Here is a 17,974-nt window from a genome sequence, read left to right as displayed (position 1 = left end):
GGCGAGAGACGTTGAACAAGAAAAACGACAGAAGTGCGGCAAAAGGCCGCATCTTTGTAGCCGAGTTATCAAATGCGGCCTCCGCTTGTAACAGGTTCAATTTAATATTTGTGTCACCGCGAGACATTCGCAGAGAGTGATGATGAAAAAATTCCTGATCGCCCTGGGAGGCTTCGCCCTTTGGGGCGCAGTGGCGTTGGCCCACGCGCAAGCAACGCCCACCGCACCCATGGCCGCACCGGTTGCCGAGCCCCAGGCGGGCTTCGTGAAGTCGGTGCGCGGCAACGTGCAGCTGCTCAGCTCGGCCGGTACGCCGCGCGTGGCTGCTGCAGGCGATGCGCTCACCGCGGTGGACCGTATCGTGACCGGCCCGGACTCTTCCGCGGCCGTGGTCTTGCGCGACGACACGACGCTCGTCGTCGGGCCTTCGTCGCGGCTGGACCTGAAGGAATTCCACTTCAACGCCACCACGCATGAAGGCGGCGTGCTCGTATCGCTGCTGCGCGGCTCCATGCGCATGATCACGGGCCTGATCGGCAAGACCAACCCCGACGCGATCCGCGTGGAAACGCAAACGGCCACGATCGGAATCCGCGGAACCGACTTCATCGTGCAGACCGATGGCCAGCCATGACGATGAAGTTGCGGCCCCATGCCTCCACCCTTCTTGCCGCCCTGATCACAGCGCTGCTTGCCGCCTGCAGCACACCGGGCACCCGCGTGGTGCTGCTGCCCCAGGCGGACGACAAGCCCTCTGCGGTGGTGGTGCGCGCGAAGGACGGCGAAGAAGTTCTTTCCAGGCCCTATCAGCGTGCAACCGCGGCCGTCGGCGCTTCGGGCGCACCCGTGGTCGACCAGGCCGACCCGGCCAAGGTGCGCGCCGAGAACAAGGTACTGTTCGACATGCGCCCGCCTCCGCCGCAGCGGTACACGGTGTTTTTCGACGCCGGGGGCACCACGCTCACGCCCGCGTCGCAGCAGGTCATGAACGAGGCGCTGGTTGCGGCTCAAACCCGCAGCGGCAGCGACATCGTGGTGACTGGGCACACTGACACCAAGGGCGCACTGGAGCAGAACGACATGCTTTCGCAGCGCCGGGCACAGGAAGTGGTGCAACTCTTCATCGACCGGCAGTTTCCGGCCAAGCGCATCGAAGCCGTAGGCCGCGGCGAACGCGAGCTCGCCGTGTCCACGGCTGACGAAGTGGACGAGCCGCGCAACCGGCGCGTCACCATCGAAGTCCGGTAAAGGCGGCTGGCGGCCAGCGCAGCCGCCCCTTTGATCCGATCAGCTGACGATCACGCGCGCAAACTTGCGCTTGCCGACCTGCACCACGTAGCTGCCCGCCGGCAGTTTCAGCGCCTTGTCGCTGATCACGACCGAATCGACGCGCACACCGCCGCCATCGACCAGCCGGTTGCCCTCGGAGGTCGAAGGTGCCAGGCCGGCCTGTTTGAGCAGTTGCGCAATACCCAGCGGCGCACCGCCAAGCGACACCTCGGGAATCTCGTCCGGCACGCCGCCTTTGCTGCGGTTGATGAAATCCTGCTCCGCCGTCTCGGCCGCCGCCGTGCTGTGGAAGCGCGCGGTGATTTCCTTGGCCAGCGCCACCTTCGCATCCTTCGGATTGCGGCCGGCCGCGATTTCGGACTTGAGCGCCTCGATCTGCTCCAGCGACTGGAAGCTCAGCAAGGTGTACCAGCGCCACATCAACTCGTCGGAGATCGACAGCACCTTGGCGAACATGGTGTTGGCGTCTTCGCTGATGCCGATGTAGTTGTTCTTGCTCTTGGACATCTTCTCGACGCCATCGAGACCCTCCAGCAGAGGCATAGTGAGTATGCACTGCGGCTCTTGGCCGTATTCTTGCTGGAGGTGGCGGCCAACCAGCAGATTGAACTTCTGGTCGGTGCCGCCCAGTTCGAGGTCGCTCTTGAGCGCCACCGAGTCGTAGCCCTGCATCAGCGGATAGAGGAACTCGTGCACGGAAATCGACTGGCCGGCCTTGAAGCGCTTGTTGAAGTCGTCGCGCTCCATCATGCGGGCGACGGTGTACTTGGCGGCCAGCTGGATCATGCCGCGCGCGCCCAGCGGGTCGCTCCATTCGGAGTTGTAGCGAATCTCTGTCTTTTCAGGGTCCAGCACCAGGCTGGCCTGCCGGTAGTAGGTCTGGGCGTTGGCCTCGATCTGCTCTCGCGTGAGCGGCGGCCGGGTACTGTTGCGGCCCGAAGGATCGCCAATGGTGGTCGTGAAGTCGCCAATCAGGAAAATTACCCGATGCCCCAGGTCCTGGAGCTGACGCATCTTGTTGAGGACAACCGTATGGCCGATGTGGATATCGGGCGCGGTTGGATCGAGCCCCAATTTGATGCGCAGCGGCGTTCCGCTGGCCTCCGAGCGCTGCAGCTTGCGCACCCACTCGTCCCGGGGCAGCAGTTCGTCGGTCCCCCGGAGGGATATCTCAAGCGCTCGTCTTACACCATCGGACAGGCCATTGGATGTAACAGATTCGGCATTCATAGGCTTTTTGGCTGATTTTCAGGTTGCCGAAGCTATACTCAGCCCGACTTTTCAAGCGCCGGATTCTAAGCGGCGCTTTTTTCCGCACCGTCCTGCCGCCCTGTCCGTTCTGGGCTTTGCAGCGCGGATTTGCAGAACCTGAGCTGGAATTCAAAGTTTGATCAACGGCATTCTCGCCGCCGAGGAGCTCCTGGCTTCTCGCGTGGCCTATACATTCCGGACCTATCCCAAGCAGATTACCGCGGCCATCGCGGCTGCCTTGTTGAGCGCCGGAACACTGGCGGTAGCCTCCCTGGGCCCCGACGCTTCCGACCTCCCGGTCCAGCAGGTGCTTGAAGCGACTGCGCCCCTGTCTTTTGCAGAACAGAGCGAATCGCTCGAGAACTTCAGCTTCACGCTGTTTCGCACCGACATCACCCGCTCCAGCGACACGGCCGAGGCCCTGCTGAAGCGCCTGGGTATTTCCGACCCCGCCGCCACCGCCTTCGTGCGCGCGAGCGGCGAAGCCCGCAATGCGCTGTTCGCGCGCGCAGGCCGCACCATCACGGCCGAAGCCACCCAGGAAAATCAGCTCAAGAAGCTGAGCGCCCGCTGGATTCCCGACGGCGACGGCGGCTTCAAGCGCTTCGTGATCGAGCGCACGGCGGTCGGCTTCGTCGCGCTCACCGAACGCGACACGCTCACGCCGGGCACCCGCCTGGCCAGCGGCACCATCCGCACTTCGCTGTTCGCTGCCACCGACGACTCCCGCGTTCCCGATTCGGTCGCGAGCCAGTTGGCCGACATCTTCGCGGGCGACGTCGATGTGCGCGCACTGCGCAAGGGCGACCGCTTTGCCGTGGTGTACGAAACCTTCGAAGCCGACGGTCAGGCGCTACGCAGCGGCCGCGTGCTCTCGGCAGAGTTCGAGAGCGGCGGCAAGGTGCACCAGGCCGTGTGGTTCCAGCCTCCGGGCCAGAAGGGCAGCTACTACCGCCCGAACGGCGACAGCCTGCGCAAGGCGTACCTGAGCTCGCCCGTGGAGTTTTCGCGCGTGTCGAGCGGCTTTGCGATGCGCATGCACCCGATCCTGAACAGCTGGCGCCAGCACAACGGCATCGACTTTGCCGCGCCCACGGGCACGGCGGTGCGCAGCGTCGGCGACGGCACAGTCGATTTCGCCGGCACGCAAAGCGGCTACGGCAACATCGTCATCATCAAGCACCGCAACAACCAGCAGACGGCCTACGCCCACCTGAGCCGCGTCGACGTAAAGGCCGGCGAAAGCATCAGCCAGGGCCAGACGATCGGCGCCGTGGGCGCCACCGGCTGGGCCACTGGCCCTCACCTGCACTTCGAGTTCCGCGTGAACGGCGAATACCAGGACCCGGCCTCGATCGCCCAGGAAGGCGGCGCCCCGATCACCGCCGCCATGCGCCCGGCCTTCGAACGCATTGCCGTCGGTGCGCGCACCGAACTGGCTGCAGCGTTCTCGGTCATCCAGGCCAGCGCGGACTGAACAGCCGCGGGGCAATAGCGGCGGCACAACAAGCGCCCCGCTCGTCCCGTTCAGCAATGGCCGCCGAACTTTTCATCGGCTTGATGTCCGGCACGTCGCTCGACGGCGTCGATGGCGTTCTGGCTGACTTTTCCGAAGGGCGTATTGCGGTACGGGCCTACGCCACCGCCCCTTTCCCCTCCGAACTGCGGGCAGAGCTGATGGCGCTGAACACGCCCGGCGACAACGAACTGCACCGCGCCGCGCTGGCCGGTAATGGCTTGGCCCGCGTCTATGCGGGAGTGGTCGGCCAGCTCCTCGCAGACAGCGGGACTCCTGCAGGCGCCGTCACGGCGCTTGGCGCCCATGGCCAGACGGTTCGCCACCGCCCCACCGAGTTCGATGCCGTCGGCTACACGCTGCAGATCAACAACCCCTCGCTACTGGCCGAACTGACCGGCATCGACGTGGTTGCGGACTTCCGCAGCCGAGACCTCGCCGCGGGCGGCCAGGGCGCCCCGCTGGTGCCGGCATTCCACCGTGCGCTCTTCGCGCGCGCCGACGAACCTGTGGCGGTGCTGAACATCGGCGGCATTTCCAATTTGAGCCTGCTACCCGCCGCTGATGCGCCGGAAGAGCCCGCCGTGCTGGGTTTCGACTGCGGGCCAGGCAATGCCTTGATGGATTACTGGTGCCAGCTTCACACCGGCCAGCCCTTCGATCGCGGGGGGCAATGGGCCGCAAGTGGGCAGGTTCTGCCCGAGCTGCTTGCAACGCTGCAGGCCGAGCCCTATTTCGCAAAGGCGCCGCCCAAGAGCACGGGTCGCGATCTGTTCAACCCGCCCTGGCTTTCAGCACGCCTAGGCGCGGTTGCGGGCGCCGCGCCTGCCGACGTGCAGGCGACCCTGACCGAATTCACCGCCAGCGTTTGTGCGACCGATGTGCAGCGCTATGGAAACGGTAGCAGACTGCTGATCGTTTGCGGCGGCGGCGCCTTGAACGACCACCTGCTCGCGCGCTTGCGCGCGCTGCTGCCGGGCGTGACGGTGGATGCATCGACGAAGCACGGCCTGCCGCCGCTGCAGGTCGAAGCCGCGGCCTTTGCTTGGCTGGCGCGCAGTACCGTGCGGCGCGAGGCGGGCAACCTTGCCAGTGTGACGGGAGCGCGCGGGCCACGCGTGCTGGGTGCGGTTTATCCGGCCTGAAACTCCCGCAAGCGGAGCACGCGCCCCTTCCGGGTGAGAATAGAGGTGCCTGACAGCAAAAAGCCGCCCGAAGGCGGCTTTTATCAGCAGCAGAGCCAAATCAAGCCGAGAAGCTGGATCCGCAGCCACAGGTGCTGGTGGCGTTCGGATTCTTGATCACGAACTGCGCGCCCTGCAGATCTTCCTTGTAGTCGATTTCAGCGCCGACCAGATACTGGTAGCTCATGGCATCGATCAGCAGCGACACGCCGTTCTTGGTCATGGTCGTGTCGTCTTCATTCGTGATTTCATCGAAAGTGAAGCCGTACTGAAAGCCCGAGCAACCGCCGCCTTGCACAAACACGCGCAGCTTGAGGTCGGGATTGCCTTCCTCGGCGATCAGGTCGGCCACCTTGGCGGCCGCACTGTCCGTGAAGACGATCGGTTCGGGCATTTGGGTCTGGATGTTTTCGGCAACAACGCTCATGTGGGATAACTCCTTGTGGGCCGAACAGGCGGCCAATGAACCAATGCTACTGCAATGCGGCATTCTCGGCAGGGCGGCATTGGCGAGCACCCAACACAAGTGGGGTCGAAAACCGCCCCCGCCAAGAGCCGCAATGAAAAAGCCGCCCGAAGGCGGCTCTTGCTTGCAGCGGACAGTATCAGCGCTTGCTGAACTGCTTGCGGCGGCGAGCAGAGTGCAAACCGACCTTCTTACGCTCGACTTCACGCGCGTCGCGGGTAACAAAGCCAGCTTGGCTAAGCACCGGCTTCAGGCTTGCGTCGTAGTCGATCAGCGCGCGGGTGATGCCGTGGCGCGTTGCACCGGCTTGGCCGGATTCACCGCCGCCGTTCACGTTGACCATCACATCGAAAGCTTCGAGGTTGTTGGTCAGCACGAGGGGTTGCTTCGCGATCATGATCGAGGTTTCGCGGCCGAAGAACTCTTGAATGTCCTTGCCGTTGACCGTGATCTTGCCCGAGCCCTTTTTCAGAAACACGCGGGCGACGCTCGATTTGCGACGGCCGGTGCCATTGTTCCATTCACCAATCATTCTCAAGGCTCCTTACAGTTCCAGCACTTTGGGCTGTTGGGCGGTATGCGGGTGCTCAGCGCCACCGTACACCTTGAGTTTCTTGATCATCGCGTAGCCGAGCGGGCCCTTGGGCAGCATGCCCTTGACAGCCTTTTCCAGGGCGCGGCCCGGGTGCTTGGATTGCATGTCGCGGAAGTTGGTCGCCGTGATACCGCCCGGGTAGCCCGAGTGACGGTAGTACACCTTGTCGATCGACTTGGCGCCGGTGACGCGCAGCTGGGCTGCGTTGATGATGACAATGAAGTCACCGGTATCGACGTGAGGCGTGTAAATGGCCTTGTGTTTGCCGCGCAAACGGAGAGCAACTTCGCTGGCTACTCGTCCGAGGACCTTGTCGGTCGCGTCAATCACAAACCACTCGTGCGTCACGTCAGCGGGCTTGGCGCTGAACGTTTTGGTCATGAGTTTTTCTCTTGAAAAGAGGGTTTGGCGAGCCCTTTTCCACGGTCGGCGTTCCTCTGACGGGAATCTCTTAGGTGGGTCTCACGCACCCTGGAGAACAGGTTGCATGCCTTCGCCGCGGGGCTACAAAAACGCTGCGAAGCCCGCGATTATACGAAGAATCGGGCCATCGAAGCAAATTGAAGCCTGCCGGAGGGCCCGAGACGTTACCATCCTCACCCTATGTTCAGTTACCGCCACGCCTTCCATGCCGGCAACCACGCCGACGTGCTCAAGCACACGGTGCTGATTGCCACGCTCGACCACCTGCTTGAAAAAGAAGCAGCCCTGACCGTCGTCGACACCCACGCCGGCGCCGGCCTCTATAGGCTCGACGGGGACTACGCCGGCACCAGCGGCGAAGCGGCCGAAGGCATATTGCGGCTGCTTTCAGACAAGAAAGCAGCCGCCCCAGCCGCTCCCAACGCAAAGCCTGCTACCAAAAAGGTAGCACCCGAAGCCGAAGCACCCCTGGCCGACGCGATTGCACGCTACCTCAGCGTGATCCACGACTTCAACCCCAAGGGCGGTGCGCGCATCTACCCGGGTTCGCCGTTCATCGTGCAGCACCTGCTGCGCGACCACGACAAGCTCAAGCTGTTCGAACTGCACCCCACCGACGCCCGCACGCTGGACGCCAACATCGCGCAGCTCGAGGCCGGCCGCCAGATTGCCGTGCTGCGCGAAGACGGCTTTGGCAGCGCCACCAAGTTCCTGCCGCCGCCCTCGCGCCGCGCGCTGGTGCTCATGGACCCCAGCTACGAAATCAAGAGCGACTACGGCCGCGTGCTCGACTTCGCGGCCGAGGCGCTCAAGCGCTTTGCGACCGGCACCTATGCGGTCTGGTACCCGATCATTCCGCGGCCCGAGGCGCACGACCTCCCGAGGCGGCTGAAGACGCTGGCGACCAAGGCCGGCAAGCCGTGGCTGCATGCCACGCTCACGGTCAAGTCGAGCAAGCTGATCACCACGACCACCGGCGAAACCCAGCGCCCGGGGCTGCCCGCCAGTGGCATGTTCCTGATCAACCCGCCCTATACGCTGAAGCCCTTGCTGGCAGCCGCCCTGCCGCAACTGGTGGAGCGGCTGGCCCAGGACAAGCACGCCGCGTTTTCGCTCGATTCGGGCGGCTAGCCCTTTCTGGTTCTTCTTCGCCCGAAGTTTTCAGCGTCGGCGACGCGCCGGCACGTTCACCTTGCGGCGCGGGGCTGCCGGCGCTGCAGCCGGCGCCGGAGTGTCGGCCGCCTCCACGTCGGCACCACCGCAGCGCATACCGTCGCGGTCGATGATCGTCAGCGCCACCTGCTTGATGCCGAGACCGATCATGCCGATGCGCTCCGCCGCGGCACGGCTCAGGTCGATGATGCGGCCCTGCGCATAGGGGCCACGGTCGGTGATGCGCACCAGCACTTCGCTGCCGGTGACCAGGCTGCGCACGCAGACGCGCGTATTGAACGGCAAGGTCTTGTGGGCCGCCGTCATGGCCGTCATGTCGAAGCGCTCACCGCTCGCAGTCTTGCGCTGATGAAACTGGATGCCATACCAGGACGCTCCACCACGCTCGTAGATCTCGCGAGGGCCGCCGTCGCCGGGCACCCCGTCGTCAGGCCCCAGGTCGCCAGAGCTGGGCGCCGCAAGGTCGTAGCGGACTGAAGGTACGCTCGAACGGGCCGGTGCGCCCGCAGGCACCGCCAGCTGGCGCTGCAAGGGCGAAAGCTTTGCGTCTTTCGCGTCCGCCGGGCCTTCGGTGGCCGGAGGCATCGCACAGCCGGCCACCGCGCAGGTTGCTGCGACAAGGGCCACGCGCAAGGCCCCGCGCAGCGAGCGTCCTGCTTCCGCGCGCCCCCTCAATCGAGGCGCTCCAGCACAGCCAGCGTCGGCGCCGACTGGTTCATTGTGTAGAAGTGCAGCGCCGGCGCGCCGCCATCGCGCAGGCGCGCGCAGAGGTCGGCCACCACGTCGAGACCAAAGGCCTTGATGGATGCCGTGTCGTCGCCGAAGCCCTGCAGCCGCAGGCGGATCCAGCGCGGAATCTCGGCCCCGCAGGCGTCCGAGAAGCGCATGAGCTGCGTCGAGCTGATGATCGGCATGACGCCCGGGACGATCGGCGTGTCGAGCCCCAGCTTGCGGGCGTCGTCGACAAATCGAAAGTACGCCTCGGGGCTGAAGAAGTATTGCGTGATCGCCGAATCGGCACCGGCCTTCACCTTGGCGGCAAAGGCCTGCATGTCGGCTTCCGGCGAACGCGCCTGCGGATGCACCTCGGGGTAGCAAGCCACCTCGATGTGGAAGTCGCGGCCGGTTTCTTCGCGGATGAAGGCCACGAGATCGCTCGCGTACAGAAATTCGCCGCCGATGCCGTAGCCGCTCGGCAGGTCGCCACGCAGGGCGACGAGGCGCTTCACGCCCATGGCCTTGAGTTCGGCCAGCTGTTCGCGCACGGTGGCACGCGTGGCGCCGATGCACGAGAAGTGGCTCGCGGCGTCCACGCCCTCGGACAGGATCTCTTGAACCGCGCCAAAGGTGCCCTGGTGCGTGGAGCCGCCCGCGCCGTAGGTGACCGAGCAGAACTCGGGCTTGCGCGCATACAGCTGCTGGCGCACGGCGCGCAGCTTGACCGCGCCTTCAGGCGTCTTGGTCGGAAAGAATTCGAAGCTCAGCGGAAGGCGCACCTGCGTCTCCTTAAGAGCCGTCCGCTTGAACAGCGCGCACGGCGTGAATGAAAAACTCGCGGTTGCCGTCGCCTCCCGCGATGGGGCTGTCGAACCACTGCAGCACGCGCAGCTCGAGGGCTTCGCAGGCATCGCGAAGGCGCTTCTCGACCACGGCGTACATTGACTCGTCGCGCACGATGCCGCCCTTGCCGACCTGCCCCGGCTGCAGTTCGAACTGCGGTTTGACCAGCATCAGCAGATGGCCATCGTCGGCCAGGAAAGGCATCAGCGCCGGCAGCACCAGCGTCTGCGAAATGAACGACAGGTCGCCGACGATGAGGTCGAAGCGCAACTCGGAAGGCTCCTCACCCTCTTCTTGCAGATCGTCCGCCGACAACGCACGCGCATTGACGCCCTCGATGGCGACAACCCGCTCGTCCTCGCGCAACCGCGCATGCAGCTGCCCATGGCCCACGTCGACACCGACCACCTTCGCGGCGCCGCGCTGCAGCAGGCAATCGGTGAAGCCGCCGGTCGACTGGCCCACGTCGAGGCACAGCTTGCCCGATGGGTCCAGGCCGCTCGCGGCCAGGGCGCCTTCGAGCTTGAGCCCACCGCGCGACACATAGCGGGCCTCCGCCGCGTCGTCGAGTTCGACTTCGGCCGATTCGGGCACTTCGTCGCGGTTCTTCACGACGGAGCGCCACGCGTCGCCCGTGCCGGCGTCGCGCCAGCGCATGCCGCCGGCAATCAGCCGCACGGCCTGCGAGCGCGACGCGGCAAAGCCGCGTTCGACCAGCAATTGATCAGCGCGCATTCAGTACCGGTACGTGTCCGCCTTGTACGGACCCGCCTTGTTCACGCCTATGTAGGCGGCCTGTTCGTCGGTCAGCTCGGTGAGCATGGCGCCGACCTTCTTCAGGTGCAGGCGCGCGACCTTTTCGTCCAGGTGCTTGGGCAGCACGTAGACCTTGCCGGCCTGGTACGCGTCGGGCTTGGTGAAGAGCTCGATCTGGGCGATGGTCTGGTTCGCGAACGACGACGACATCACGAAGCTCGGGTGGCCCGTGCCGCAGCCCAGGTTCACGAGGCGGCCCTTGGCCAGCAGGATGATCTTCTTGCCGTCCGGGAAGGTGATGTGGTCGACCTGCGGCTTGATCTCTTCCCACTCGTACTTCTCGATCGACGCCACGTCGATCTCGTTGTCGAAGTGGCCGATGTTGCAGACGATGGCCTGGTCCTTCATGGCAGCCATGTGTTCGTGGCGGATCACGTCCTTGTTGCCCGTGGTGGTCACGAAGATGTCGGCCTTGTCGGCGGCATATTCCATCGTAACGACCTTGTAGCCTTCCATTGCGGCCTGCAGTGCGTTGATGGGGTCGATCTCGGTCACCCACACCTGGGCGCTCAGTGCGCGCAGGGCCTGGGCCGAGCCCTTGCCCACATCGCCGTAGCCGGCCACGCAGGCAACCTTGCCGGCAATCATCACGTCGGTGGCGCGCTTGATGCCATCCACCAGCGATTCGCGGCAGCCGTACAGGTTGTCGAACTTGCTCTTGGTGACCGAGTCGTTCACGTTGATGGCGCGGAACAGCAGCGTGCCCTTGGCGCTCATCTCGTTCAGGCGGTGCACGCCGGTCGTCGTCTCTTCGGTCACGCCGATGATCTCGGCCGACTTGCGGGTGTACCAGGTCGAATCGACAGCCAGCTTGGCCTTGATGGCCGCGTAGAGGATGCGTTCTTCCTCGCTGGTCGGGTTGGCGAGCACGCCCAGGTCTTTTTCGGCGCGCTGGCCCAGGTGCATCAGCAACGTGGCGTCGCCGCCGTCGTCCAGGATCATGTTCGGGCCTTCGCCCTTCGAGCCCTTGGGGCCGAAGTCGAAGATGGCGTGGGTGTAGTCCCAGTAGTCCGTCAGCGACTCGCCCTTGATCGCGAACACCGGCGTGCCGGCGGCGGCAATGGCGGCAGCGGCGTGGTCCTGCGTCGAGAAGATGTTGCACGAAGCCCAGCGCACGGTGGCGCCGAGCGCTTGCAGCGTCTCGATCAGCACGGCGGTCTGGATCGTCATGTGCAGCGAGCCCGTGATGCGCGCGCCCTTGAGCGGCTGCGCCTTCGAGAATTCCTCGCGGATGGCCATCAGGCCGGGCATTTCGGTTTCCGCGATGCGGATTTCCTTGCGGCCCCAGGCGGCCAGCGACAGGTCGGCAATCGCCTGGTCGGCGGTGGAAACGGGGGTGGGCTTGAGAACAGCGCTCATGAGAACTCCAACAAAGCTAGTTTGAAAGGTGCCACTGCGTTCGGGGAAAAGACTCACCGCGAGAACAGCGGGTGAGCGTGGTTGCGATGTAGTCCGAGCCTCACGCCTGATGGCGCTGCAACGCTCCTCGGAACGGGGGATTGTAGACGGGGCGAAAGACGGCGCCAAACCGCGGGTTTTGGCTGGCGTTTGTCATCCTCGCAATTGACAAAACATCCCGTTACGATTCTCGCGGGTTCGGTTCAGGAGCCACTCGGTTTGCTGCCGAAGCCAACTGAAAACAAAAGGACAAAACATGAGGATGACAGGACATCTTGCAGGCTGGGGGCTGGCCTTGTTGCTGGCAGCTTGCGGAGGAGGAGGCGGTTCGGGCTCAGGCGGGAGCGGACTGTCGGCTACGGCAGGCAGTGCAAAGTCCGACACTGCGGCAACCAAGGCGGCGGCCGATGCGGACGTGCGCAACGGCATCTATCGCGTCTACGCCGCCAACGGTACGCAGCAGCAATTGGCCCTCGACTTCGACGCCGCCAGCTACACCATGACGGACCACCTTGGACAGGCGGAGTCCGGCAGCTTCTCCGAAGATTTCACCGAACCCGGTACCTACGTGTTCGCGAGCAGCCGCATCACCACTCCGGCCAACACGTCGCGCTTCCGGGTGACGATCGACACCGTCGTCGGTGCATTCCCCTTTCAGGTGGCGTATTCGAATCCGGCCTCGTATGCGGCGCAGCCCTTCGTCGCGGCCCGCGATTTCGTGAGCACCGCGGCGCAACTGGACGGCACCTACAACCGCTTCAGCATCACGCGCAGCCCCGGTGGGGTGCAGGACTCTTCGATGCTTGCCGCGCGTCTGTCGGGCAGCGGCACGGTGCTCGAAATCTGCAACGACAGCATCATCTACAAAATAGACCTTTGCCCCGCGACGTCCAAACGCACCTACACGGTTACGGCCGGTGCAGACAGCACGTGGGTTGCAACGAACGTGTCCAATGGCAGCGATGTCGCGAGCTTCCGCATGGCGCGCATCGGCGGGCAGAACGTCTACCTGGCCGCTGGCGTCAACGCCACTCCGGCTGTTCAGTTCTTGCGCGTCGGCCTGCCCGAGTCGGCGAACTGGCCCTCCACCCGGGGCCTCGGTGCATCCACCACGGGCAGCTGGGGCAGCAACCTGATCGACACCGCGAGCTCGGTTCGCACGGCCACCAGCACGGACGGCACCTATGGCAGCTTGACGATGCCGGTAGGCGGCACATTCCCGCTGCAGCCCGAAGGCATCCGGGGCGTCAACAGCAGCGGCACGAGCAAGTACTTCGCTATGCAGAACGGCCTGCTCTCGGTGATCGTCGGCTCGCGCAATCCCAATACACAAGGCTATATCCAGCTCAACCTGATCGACACAGGCGCCGCACCGGATGCGCGCAACGGCCGCTACAAGGTGTACGCCGCCAACGGTTCGCGCCAGACGCTGGCGCTCAACCTCGACAGCAAGCGTTATGAGATGACCGACGAGGCCGGCACCGTTGCATCGGGCAGCTTCGCCGAGGACGCGGCCGAAGCCGGCACCTTCGTCTTCAACAGCCCCCGCATCAACAGCCCGGTCAACACGGCGCGCTTTCGCCTGGCCACCGACACCGTGGTCGGCTCCTTCCCGTTCGCGCTCGCACAAGTCACGCCGGCGAGCTACGGCGTCAGGCCGTTCGTGGCGTCGCGCGCGCTGGTGAAGGCACAGGCCGGCCTGGACGGCGTCTACAACCGGTTCGGCATCAATCTGACTGCCACCACCCGCGATTCGTCGATCACGCAGATCCAGGTCGCCAACGGCGGTACCACGCTCTACCTGTGCAATGACAGCGGGATCTACCGCATCGACAACTGCCCCGCGGCCTCGGTGCGCACCTACACCGTGTCGGCTGGCCCGACCGTGGACACCTGGCACATCGTGAACGTGTCCAACCCATCCGACAGCGGCAACTTCGGAATCGCACGAGTCGGAGGCGAGAACGTCTACCTCTCGGCCGGTGTCTTGGCGGCGACGCCTACAACGTCGGTATTCCGCATCGGCCTGCCGGAGCGCGCGACTTGGCCTGCCGCTACGGCGCTCGGCGGTGCGAACAACGGCAGCTGGGGCGGCACTTTCATCGACGCATCCAGCTACGCGCGCACGCAAGTGCTCCCCGACGGCACTTCGGCAACGCTCAATGCGAGCCTGAGCTCCACGGGAACGATCGGACCACTCAACATGCGCACCGCCTCGTTCGGCGGCTCCTCGCTCCACTTTGCGAGCCAAAGCGCCAAGCTCTTCGCGATGGTCGGCTCGCGCAACCCGGCCACGGCCGGTGCGCTTGAGATCGGCCTGATCGACTGACGCTCCGGGCTTCCAGGCAAAGGCCGCACGCCGCATCCAAGCGGCGTGCGGCCTTTGCTCATTCCCGTATAAGTCTCGCGGCGGCAGGATTCGTCGATGCGGCGTACATTGGCCCGCACCCCTCCCTCAGCTTTTGAAAGCCTCCATGCCGCCTCTTCCTTCCAGGGCTCTGATCGCCACTGCCACTGCCCTTTGCCTGACTGCGCCCCTGTTGCCAGGCATCGCATCGGCCCAAGCTTCCGATACGGTGCGCATCCGCGGCACCATCGTCCGCGTCGACGCGAAGACCCTCGTGGTGCAAGACCGCGGCGGCGAAGTCGTCAGCCTTGCCCGGCCGGCCGACATGACGGTGTCGGAGGTCTATCCGATCAAGCTGTCCGACATCAAGCGGGGCAGCTTCATCGGCACCGCCGCCATGCCGCAGGCCGACGGCTCGCAAAAGGCGCTCGAGGTGGTGGTGTTTCCCGAGGCCGCGCGCGGCACGGGCGAAGGGCACCGTCCGTGGGACCTGCTGCCGCAGAGCACCATGACCAACGCCACCGTGGCCGACCTGGCCGCGGCGCCCAAGTCGGTGCGCGGCGGGCAGCAGCTTCGGCTGACATACAAGGGCGGAGAAAAGATCGTGGTCGTCACGCCCGATGTGCCGGTCGTCACCTTCCGCCCCGGCACCGAGGCTTTGCTGGTACCGGGCGCCAAGGTGCTGGTCAATGCGCAGGAAAAGAACGGCACGCCCACGGCGCTGCGCGTCACCGCCGGGCGCAACGGCTTCGCGCCGCCGATGTAGCAGCCCAAGGGAAATCCCGCAGGCGAATTTGTTGCCGCGGGCATTGCGGCCGTTCCAGTGCGGCGTATCGTGGCGAGGGACTTCGCCGTCCGGCCGGTCCTTGCCATTCACCCGTTCACCCCGACACAGGAGATACCGCACCATGGCCACAGCCAAGAAAGCCGCCGCGAAGAAAACCACGGCCAGCAGCAGCGACAACAGCAATGGCAGCACCAGGGCATCCGCCCCTGACGCCGCCGACATGCTCAATCCGCTGAAGAATCTCAAGGCCATGACCGATCGGCTGCAGGAACTCAACCTGACCGGCGGGGCGAGCAAGCTGCTCGAGAGCGGCCAGAAGGACCTCCAGGCGCTGATGCAGGCCAACGAAAAGTCCTACCAGGGCCTGCAGACCGTGGTGCAGCGCCAGACCGAAATGATCAAGAACGCCATTACCGAATGGCAGACGGCCGCCAAGGAAATGCCCGGCAAGGACCCGAAGGCCAACTTCGCCAAGCTCGACGAACTCGGCCGCCAGTCGTTCCAGCGCGCCATCGACGACATCAAGGAACTGGCCAACCTGGCCGCCAAGTCGCAGGCCGATGCCTTCGAGCTGGTGCGCCAGCGCATCCAGGCCAATGTGGACGAAGTGACAAAGATGCTGAAGCGAAAGTAAGGCGCCCACGGGGGGCGTTCCGGCCTTGGCCGGAGGGTTCCCGGGCCGCCTTCTAAAATCGGGCAATCCCCCTGCAGATTGCCCACCTTGTCTTTTGTTGCCGAAACCCGCCGCCGTCGCACCTTTGCGATCATTTCCCATCCTGACGCCGGCAAGACCACGCTGACCGAGAAGCTGCTGCTTTTCTCCGGCGCGATCCAGATTGCCGGCTCGGTGAAGGCGCGCAAGGCCTCGCGCCATGCCACGTCCGACTGGATGGAGATCGAAAAGCAGCGCGGCATCTCGGTGGCCTCGTCGGTCATGCAGATGCTGTACCGCGACCACGTGATCAACCTGCTCGACACGCCAGGCCACAAGGACTTCTCCGAAGACACCTACCGCGTGCTCACGGCGGTCGACTCGGCCCTGATGGTGATCGACGCGGCCAACGGCGTGGAAGCCCAGACGCGGCGGCTGATCGAGGTTTGCCGCCAGCGCGACACGCCCATCATCACCTTCGTCAACAAGATGGACCGCGAAGTGCGCGAGCCGCTCGACATCCTCGATGAGGTGGAGCGCGAACTCGGCATGCCCTGCGTGCCGATGACCTGGCCTGTGGGCCAGGGCAAGAGCTTCCGCGGGATCATGAACCTGCGCACGCAGACCATGACGGTGTTCGAATCGGGCAGCGAACGGCTGCCGCAAGACTTCGAGACCATTCCGCTCTCGGAGCGCGACACGCTCACCAAGCGCTTCGGCGCAGATTTCGAATCCGCCATGGACAGCATGGAGCTGGCCACCGGCGCCTCGCCCACCTGGGATCGCGAGGCCTTCCTGGCCGGCAAGCAGACGCCCGTATTCTTCGGCTCCGGCGTGAACAACTTCGGCGTGATGGAAGTGCTCGACGCACTTGTCGACCTGGCACCGCCGCCGCAGTCGCGCACCAGCACCACCATGGTCAACCGGCAACCCGTGGTGAAAGAGATCCAGCCCGAGGACAAGGACTTCGCGGGCGTGGTCTTCAAGGTGCAGGCCAACATGGACGCCAACCACCGCGACCGCATCGCCTTCGTGCGCATGGCCTCGGGCAAGTACACGCCGGGCATGAAGCTCAAGGTGCAGCGCACCGCCAAGGAACTGCGCCCCACCAGCGTCGTCACCTTCATGAGCCAGCGCCGCGAGGCGGTCGAAGAGGCCTACGCCGGCGACATCGTGGGCTTTACCACGCACGGCGGCGTGCAGTTGGGCGACACCATCACCGATGGTGCGAGCCTGCAGTTCACGGGCCTGCCCTTCTTCGCGCCCGAACTCTTCATGACCGTGATCCTGAAGAACCCGCTGCGCACCAAGCAATTGCAGCAGGGCCTGGCCCAACTCGGCGAGGAAGGTGCCATCCAGGTGTTCCGCCCCGAGATCGGCGGGCCGATGCTGCTGGGCGCCGTTGGGCAGCTGCAGTTCGAAGTGGTGCAGCACCGGCTGAAGGCCGAGTACGACGCCGACGTGCGGCTCGAAGGCTGCCAGTACACCGGCGCACGCTGGATCACGGCCGATTCGCCCGCCGAGCTGCGCGAGTTTGTCAACGCCTATCCGCAGCGCATGGCAAAGGACGCGGCCGATACGCTGGCCTTCCTGTGCACTTCGCCTTACGACGTGCGGCTGGCGCAGGAGCGATTTCCCAAGATTCATTTCCATCCGCTGCGCGAGCACGCAGGGCTGGCACTGCAGAGTGCGGGCTGAAGCCCGCGCTGGCTAGCTGCCGGTAGAGGCGTAATGGCGCAGCCCGACGCGCCACGCGCCGAAAGCCGCCGCAAGAAACGCGAATCCCGCGAGCGGCGACACCATGCCCACCCAGGCCGGCGCGCCCAGCGGATCTGGCTTGCCGAGGATCGCGAGCGCCGGGTAGTACGCCACGCAGGCCAGCGGCACGATGAAGGTCAGCACACGGCGGAACCACTGCGCATAAAGCGCGAGCGGGTACTGGGCGGCTTGCACGCCGCCGTAGGTGAGCACGTTTGCGATCTCCAGGCTTTCGACGGTCCAGAATGACAGCGTGCCCTGCAGCACCAGAATGCCCAGAAAGAGCGCGATGCCGCCGGCCAACGCAAAAAGGGCGATCGCCGCGGTGCCCGGCGTCCACGCAATGCCGGCCTGAACAGTCGCGAAGACCAGCACCATCAGGCCCTGCAGCAGCCGGCCCAGGCGGCTGATGCGCACGTCGTGCCCCATGAGCTGCAGCGCAAGCGGACGCGGACGCAGCAGCAGCCGGTCGAAGGTGCCGGTCCGCAGGAACTCGGTGCCGAGCACATCGAAGCCGCGACCCAGCGCGTCGGCGATTGCGAACATGCAGTTGACCAAGCCGTAGAACAGCGCCACCTCGCCGATGCGCCAGCCCTGCACCTCGCCGAAGCGATGGAACAGCGCCCAGACCGCGATTACCTCGATGCCCGTGCCGAGAAACTGGCCCACGGTCAGCAACAGCGCGGAGGCAGGGTATCGTGCCTGCCCGCTGATCGAAGCGGCCATGAGGCGAAAGAAAAGCGAGAGTGCGCTCATGG

The 17,974-nt window shown here is 65.1% G+C and carries 18 protein-coding genes and 1 riboswitch; of the genes, 9 read left to right on the top strand and 9 right to left on the bottom strand.

All coding sequences use genetic code 11. The features are described from left to right. Positions 1–139 precede the first annotated feature (139 nt). Together V9L21_RS14465 and V9L21_RS14460 are read left to right on the top strand one after the other, a co-directional pair. The gene (locus V9L21_RS14465) at positions 140–634 is read left to right on the top strand and encodes a FecR family protein (RefSeq protein WP_337312932.1); all 495 of its coding nucleotides are present in this window, start codon (positions 140–142) and stop codon (positions 632–634) included. A 2-nt stretch (positions 635–636) separates the two neighbouring features. Next, entirely contained in the window at positions 637–1,248 is a 612-nt protein-coding gene (locus tag V9L21_RS14460) for an OmpA family protein (protein WP_443304920.1), read from the top strand. Positions 1,249–1,287: 39 nt separating this feature from the next. Here V9L21_RS14460 and tyrS read toward each other — a convergent pair whose 3' ends face one another. Next, a complete protein-coding gene (gene tyrS / locus V9L21_RS14455) occupies positions 1,288–2,520 on the bottom strand; it encodes a tyrosine--tRNA ligase (RefSeq protein WP_337312928.1) in 1,233 nt (410 codons plus the stop codon). A gap of 157 nt (positions 2,521–2,677) precedes the next feature. Here tyrS and V9L21_RS14450 point away from each other — a divergent pair, with 157 nt between their 5' ends. Together V9L21_RS14450 and V9L21_RS14445 are read left to right on the top strand one after the other, a co-directional pair. Next, the gene (locus V9L21_RS14450; RefSeq protein ID WP_337312926.1) at positions 2,678–4,018 is read left to right on the top strand and encodes a peptidoglycan DD-metalloendopeptidase family protein; all 1,341 of its coding nucleotides are present in this window, start codon (positions 2,678–2,680) and stop codon (positions 4,016–4,018) included. Between the two features lie 56 nt (positions 4,019–4,074). After that, a complete protein-coding gene (locus V9L21_RS14445; protein WP_337312924.1) occupies positions 4,075–5,202 on the top strand; it encodes an anhydro-N-acetylmuramic acid kinase in 1,128 nt (375 codons plus the stop codon). Positions 5,203–5,302: 100 nt separating this feature from the next. On the opposite strand, the gene erpA is transcribed toward V9L21_RS14445, so the two are convergent. From erpA to rplM, 3 genes are all read right to left on the bottom strand, one after another. After that, positions 5,303–5,668, bottom strand: a complete 366-nt coding sequence (gene erpA / locus V9L21_RS14440; protein WP_126749433.1) for an iron-sulfur cluster insertion protein ErpA — start codon at positions 5,666–5,668, stop codon at positions 5,303–5,305. Between the two features lie 178 nt (positions 5,669–5,846). Continuing rightward, a complete protein-coding gene (gene rpsI / locus V9L21_RS14435) occupies positions 5,847–6,239 on the bottom strand; it encodes a 30S ribosomal protein S9 (RefSeq protein WP_126749434.1) in 393 nt (130 codons plus the stop codon). 12 nt (positions 6,240–6,251) lie between these two features. Continuing rightward, positions 6,252–6,683, bottom strand: a complete 432-nt coding sequence (gene rplM, locus V9L21_RS14430; protein ID WP_028259766.1) for a 50S ribosomal protein L13 — start codon at positions 6,681–6,683, stop codon at positions 6,252–6,254. 222 nt (positions 6,684–6,905) lie between these two features. On the opposite strand from rplM, the gene V9L21_RS14425 reads away from it, so the two are divergent. Beyond that, positions 6,906–7,856, top strand: a complete 951-nt coding sequence (locus V9L21_RS14425; RefSeq protein WP_337312922.1) for a 23S rRNA (adenine(2030)-N(6))-methyltransferase RlmJ — start codon at positions 6,906–6,908, stop codon at positions 7,854–7,856. Between the two features lie 30 nt (positions 7,857–7,886). Here the strand turns inward: V9L21_RS14425 and V9L21_RS14420 are convergent, their stop codons facing one another. From V9L21_RS14420 to ahcY, 4 genes are all read right to left on the bottom strand, one after another. Further along, on the bottom strand, positions 7,887–8,483 hold the full coding sequence (locus tag V9L21_RS14420) for a septal ring lytic transglycosylase RlpA family protein (protein WP_337313055.1): 597 nt from the start codon (positions 8,481–8,483) through the stop codon (positions 7,887–7,889). A gap of 86 nt (positions 8,484–8,569) precedes the next feature. Next, entirely contained in the window at positions 8,570–9,394 is an 825-nt protein-coding gene (gene metF, locus V9L21_RS14415) for a methylenetetrahydrofolate reductase [NAD(P)H] (protein ID WP_157616032.1), read from the bottom strand. Positions 9,395–9,404: 10 nt separating this feature from the next. After that, positions 9,405–10,193, bottom strand: a complete 789-nt coding sequence (locus tag V9L21_RS14410; RefSeq protein WP_337312919.1) for a TlyA family RNA methyltransferase — start codon at positions 10,191–10,193, stop codon at positions 9,405–9,407. Continuing rightward, entirely contained in the window at positions 10,194–11,633 is a 1,440-nt protein-coding gene (gene ahcY, locus V9L21_RS14405; RefSeq protein ID WP_337312917.1) for an adenosylhomocysteinase, read from the bottom strand. 66 nt (positions 11,634–11,699) lie between these two features. After that, a riboswitch (S-adenosyl-L-homocysteine riboswitch) is annotated at positions 11,700–11,768 on the bottom strand. 160 nt (positions 11,769–11,928) lie between these two features. Here ahcY and V9L21_RS14400 point away from each other — a divergent pair. The 4 genes from V9L21_RS14400 (at position 11,929) to V9L21_RS14385 (ending at position 17,156) form a co-directional block, all read left to right on the top strand. Continuing rightward, positions 11,929–14,001, top strand: coding sequence for a hypothetical protein (locus V9L21_RS14400; RefSeq protein WP_337312915.1), 2,073 nt, complete (start codon positions 11,929–11,931; stop codon positions 13,999–14,001). 145 nt (positions 14,002–14,146) lie between these two features. Further along, complete coding sequence (locus V9L21_RS14395; RefSeq protein ID WP_337312913.1) at positions 14,147–14,785, top strand: hypothetical protein; 639 nt, start codon at positions 14,147–14,149, stop codon at positions 14,783–14,785. 142 nt (positions 14,786–14,927) lie between these two features. Continuing rightward, entirely contained in the window at positions 14,928–15,440 is a 513-nt protein-coding gene (gene phaP, locus V9L21_RS14390; RefSeq protein ID WP_157616035.1) for a TIGR01841 family phasin, read from the top strand. Positions 15,441–15,527: 87 nt separating this feature from the next. Next, positions 15,528–17,156 carry a peptide chain release factor 3 gene (locus V9L21_RS14385; protein WP_258502458.1) on the top strand — a complete coding sequence of 543 codons (1,629 nt, stop codon included), beginning with the start codon at positions 15,528–15,530 and terminating at the stop codon, positions 17,154–17,156. Between the two features lie 12 nt (positions 17,157–17,168). On the opposite strand, the gene V9L21_RS14380 is transcribed toward V9L21_RS14385, so the two are convergent. Continuing rightward, positions 17,169–17,972 (bottom strand): ABC transporter permease, encoded by an 804-nt coding sequence (locus V9L21_RS14380; protein WP_337312909.1) that lies wholly within the window; start codon positions 17,970–17,972, stop codon positions 17,169–17,171. Positions 17,973–17,974 lie beyond the last annotated feature (2 nt).

This window comes from Variovorax sp. CCNWLW235 (assembly GCF_037204085.1).
In the GTDB taxonomy this organism is placed as follows: domain Bacteria; phylum Pseudomonadota; class Gammaproteobacteria; order Burkholderiales; family Burkholderiaceae_C; genus Variovorax.
This window is presented reverse-complemented; position numbering and strand designations above follow the sequence as displayed.

Excerpts from the sequence above, each read along its gene's own strand:
- V9L21_RS14400 (WP_337312915.1), top strand. The coding sequence starts at position 11,929 with ATGAGGATGACAGGACATCTTGCAGGCTGGGGGCTGGCCTTGTTGCTG.
- V9L21_RS14380 (WP_337312909.1), bottom strand. The coding sequence starts at position 17,972 with ATGAGCGCACTCTCGCTTTTCTTTCGCCTCATGGCCGCTTCGATCAGC.
- tyrS (WP_337312928.1), bottom strand. The coding sequence starts at position 2,520 with ATGAATGCCGAATCTGTTACATCCAATGGCCTGTCCGATGGTGTAAGA.
- phaP (WP_157616035.1), top strand. The coding sequence starts at position 14,928 with ATGGCCACAGCCAAGAAAGCCGCCGCGAAGAAAACCACGGCCAGCAGC.
- V9L21_RS14460 (WP_443304920.1), top strand. The coding sequence starts at position 637 with ATGAAGTTGCGGCCCCATGCCTCCACCCTTCTTGCCGCCCTGATCACA.
- V9L21_RS14395 (WP_337312913.1), top strand. The coding sequence starts at position 14,147 with ATGCCGCCTCTTCCTTCCAGGGCTCTGATCGCCACTGCCACTGCCCTT.
- V9L21_RS14410 (WP_337312919.1), bottom strand. The coding sequence starts at position 10,193 with ATGCGCGCTGATCAATTGCTGGTCGAACGCGGCTTTGCCGCGTCGCGC.
- V9L21_RS14420 (WP_337313055.1), bottom strand. The coding sequence starts at position 8,483 with ATGCCTCCGGCCACCGAAGGCCCGGCGGACGCGAAAGACGCAAAGCTT.
- V9L21_RS14465 (WP_337312932.1), top strand. The coding sequence starts at position 140 with ATGATGAAAAAATTCCTGATCGCCCTGGGAGGCTTCGCCCTTTGGGGC.
- rplM (WP_028259766.1), bottom strand. The coding sequence starts at position 6,683 with ATGACCAAAACGTTCAGCGCCAAGCCCGCTGACGTGACGCACGAGTGG.
- V9L21_RS14425 (WP_337312922.1), top strand. The coding sequence starts at position 6,906 with ATGTTCAGTTACCGCCACGCCTTCCATGCCGGCAACCACGCCGACGTG.
- V9L21_RS14445 (WP_337312924.1), top strand. The coding sequence starts at position 4,075 with ATGGCCGCCGAACTTTTCATCGGCTTGATGTCCGGCACGTCGCTCGAC.
- ahcY (WP_337312917.1), bottom strand. The coding sequence starts at position 11,633 with ATGAGCGCTGTTCTCAAGCCCACCCCCGTTTCCACCGCCGACCAGGCG.
- erpA (WP_126749433.1), bottom strand. The coding sequence starts at position 5,668 with ATGAGCGTTGTTGCCGAAAACATCCAGACCCAAATGCCCGAACCGATC.
- rpsI (WP_126749434.1), bottom strand. The coding sequence starts at position 6,239 with ATGATTGGTGAATGGAACAATGGCACCGGCCGTCGCAAATCGAGCGTC.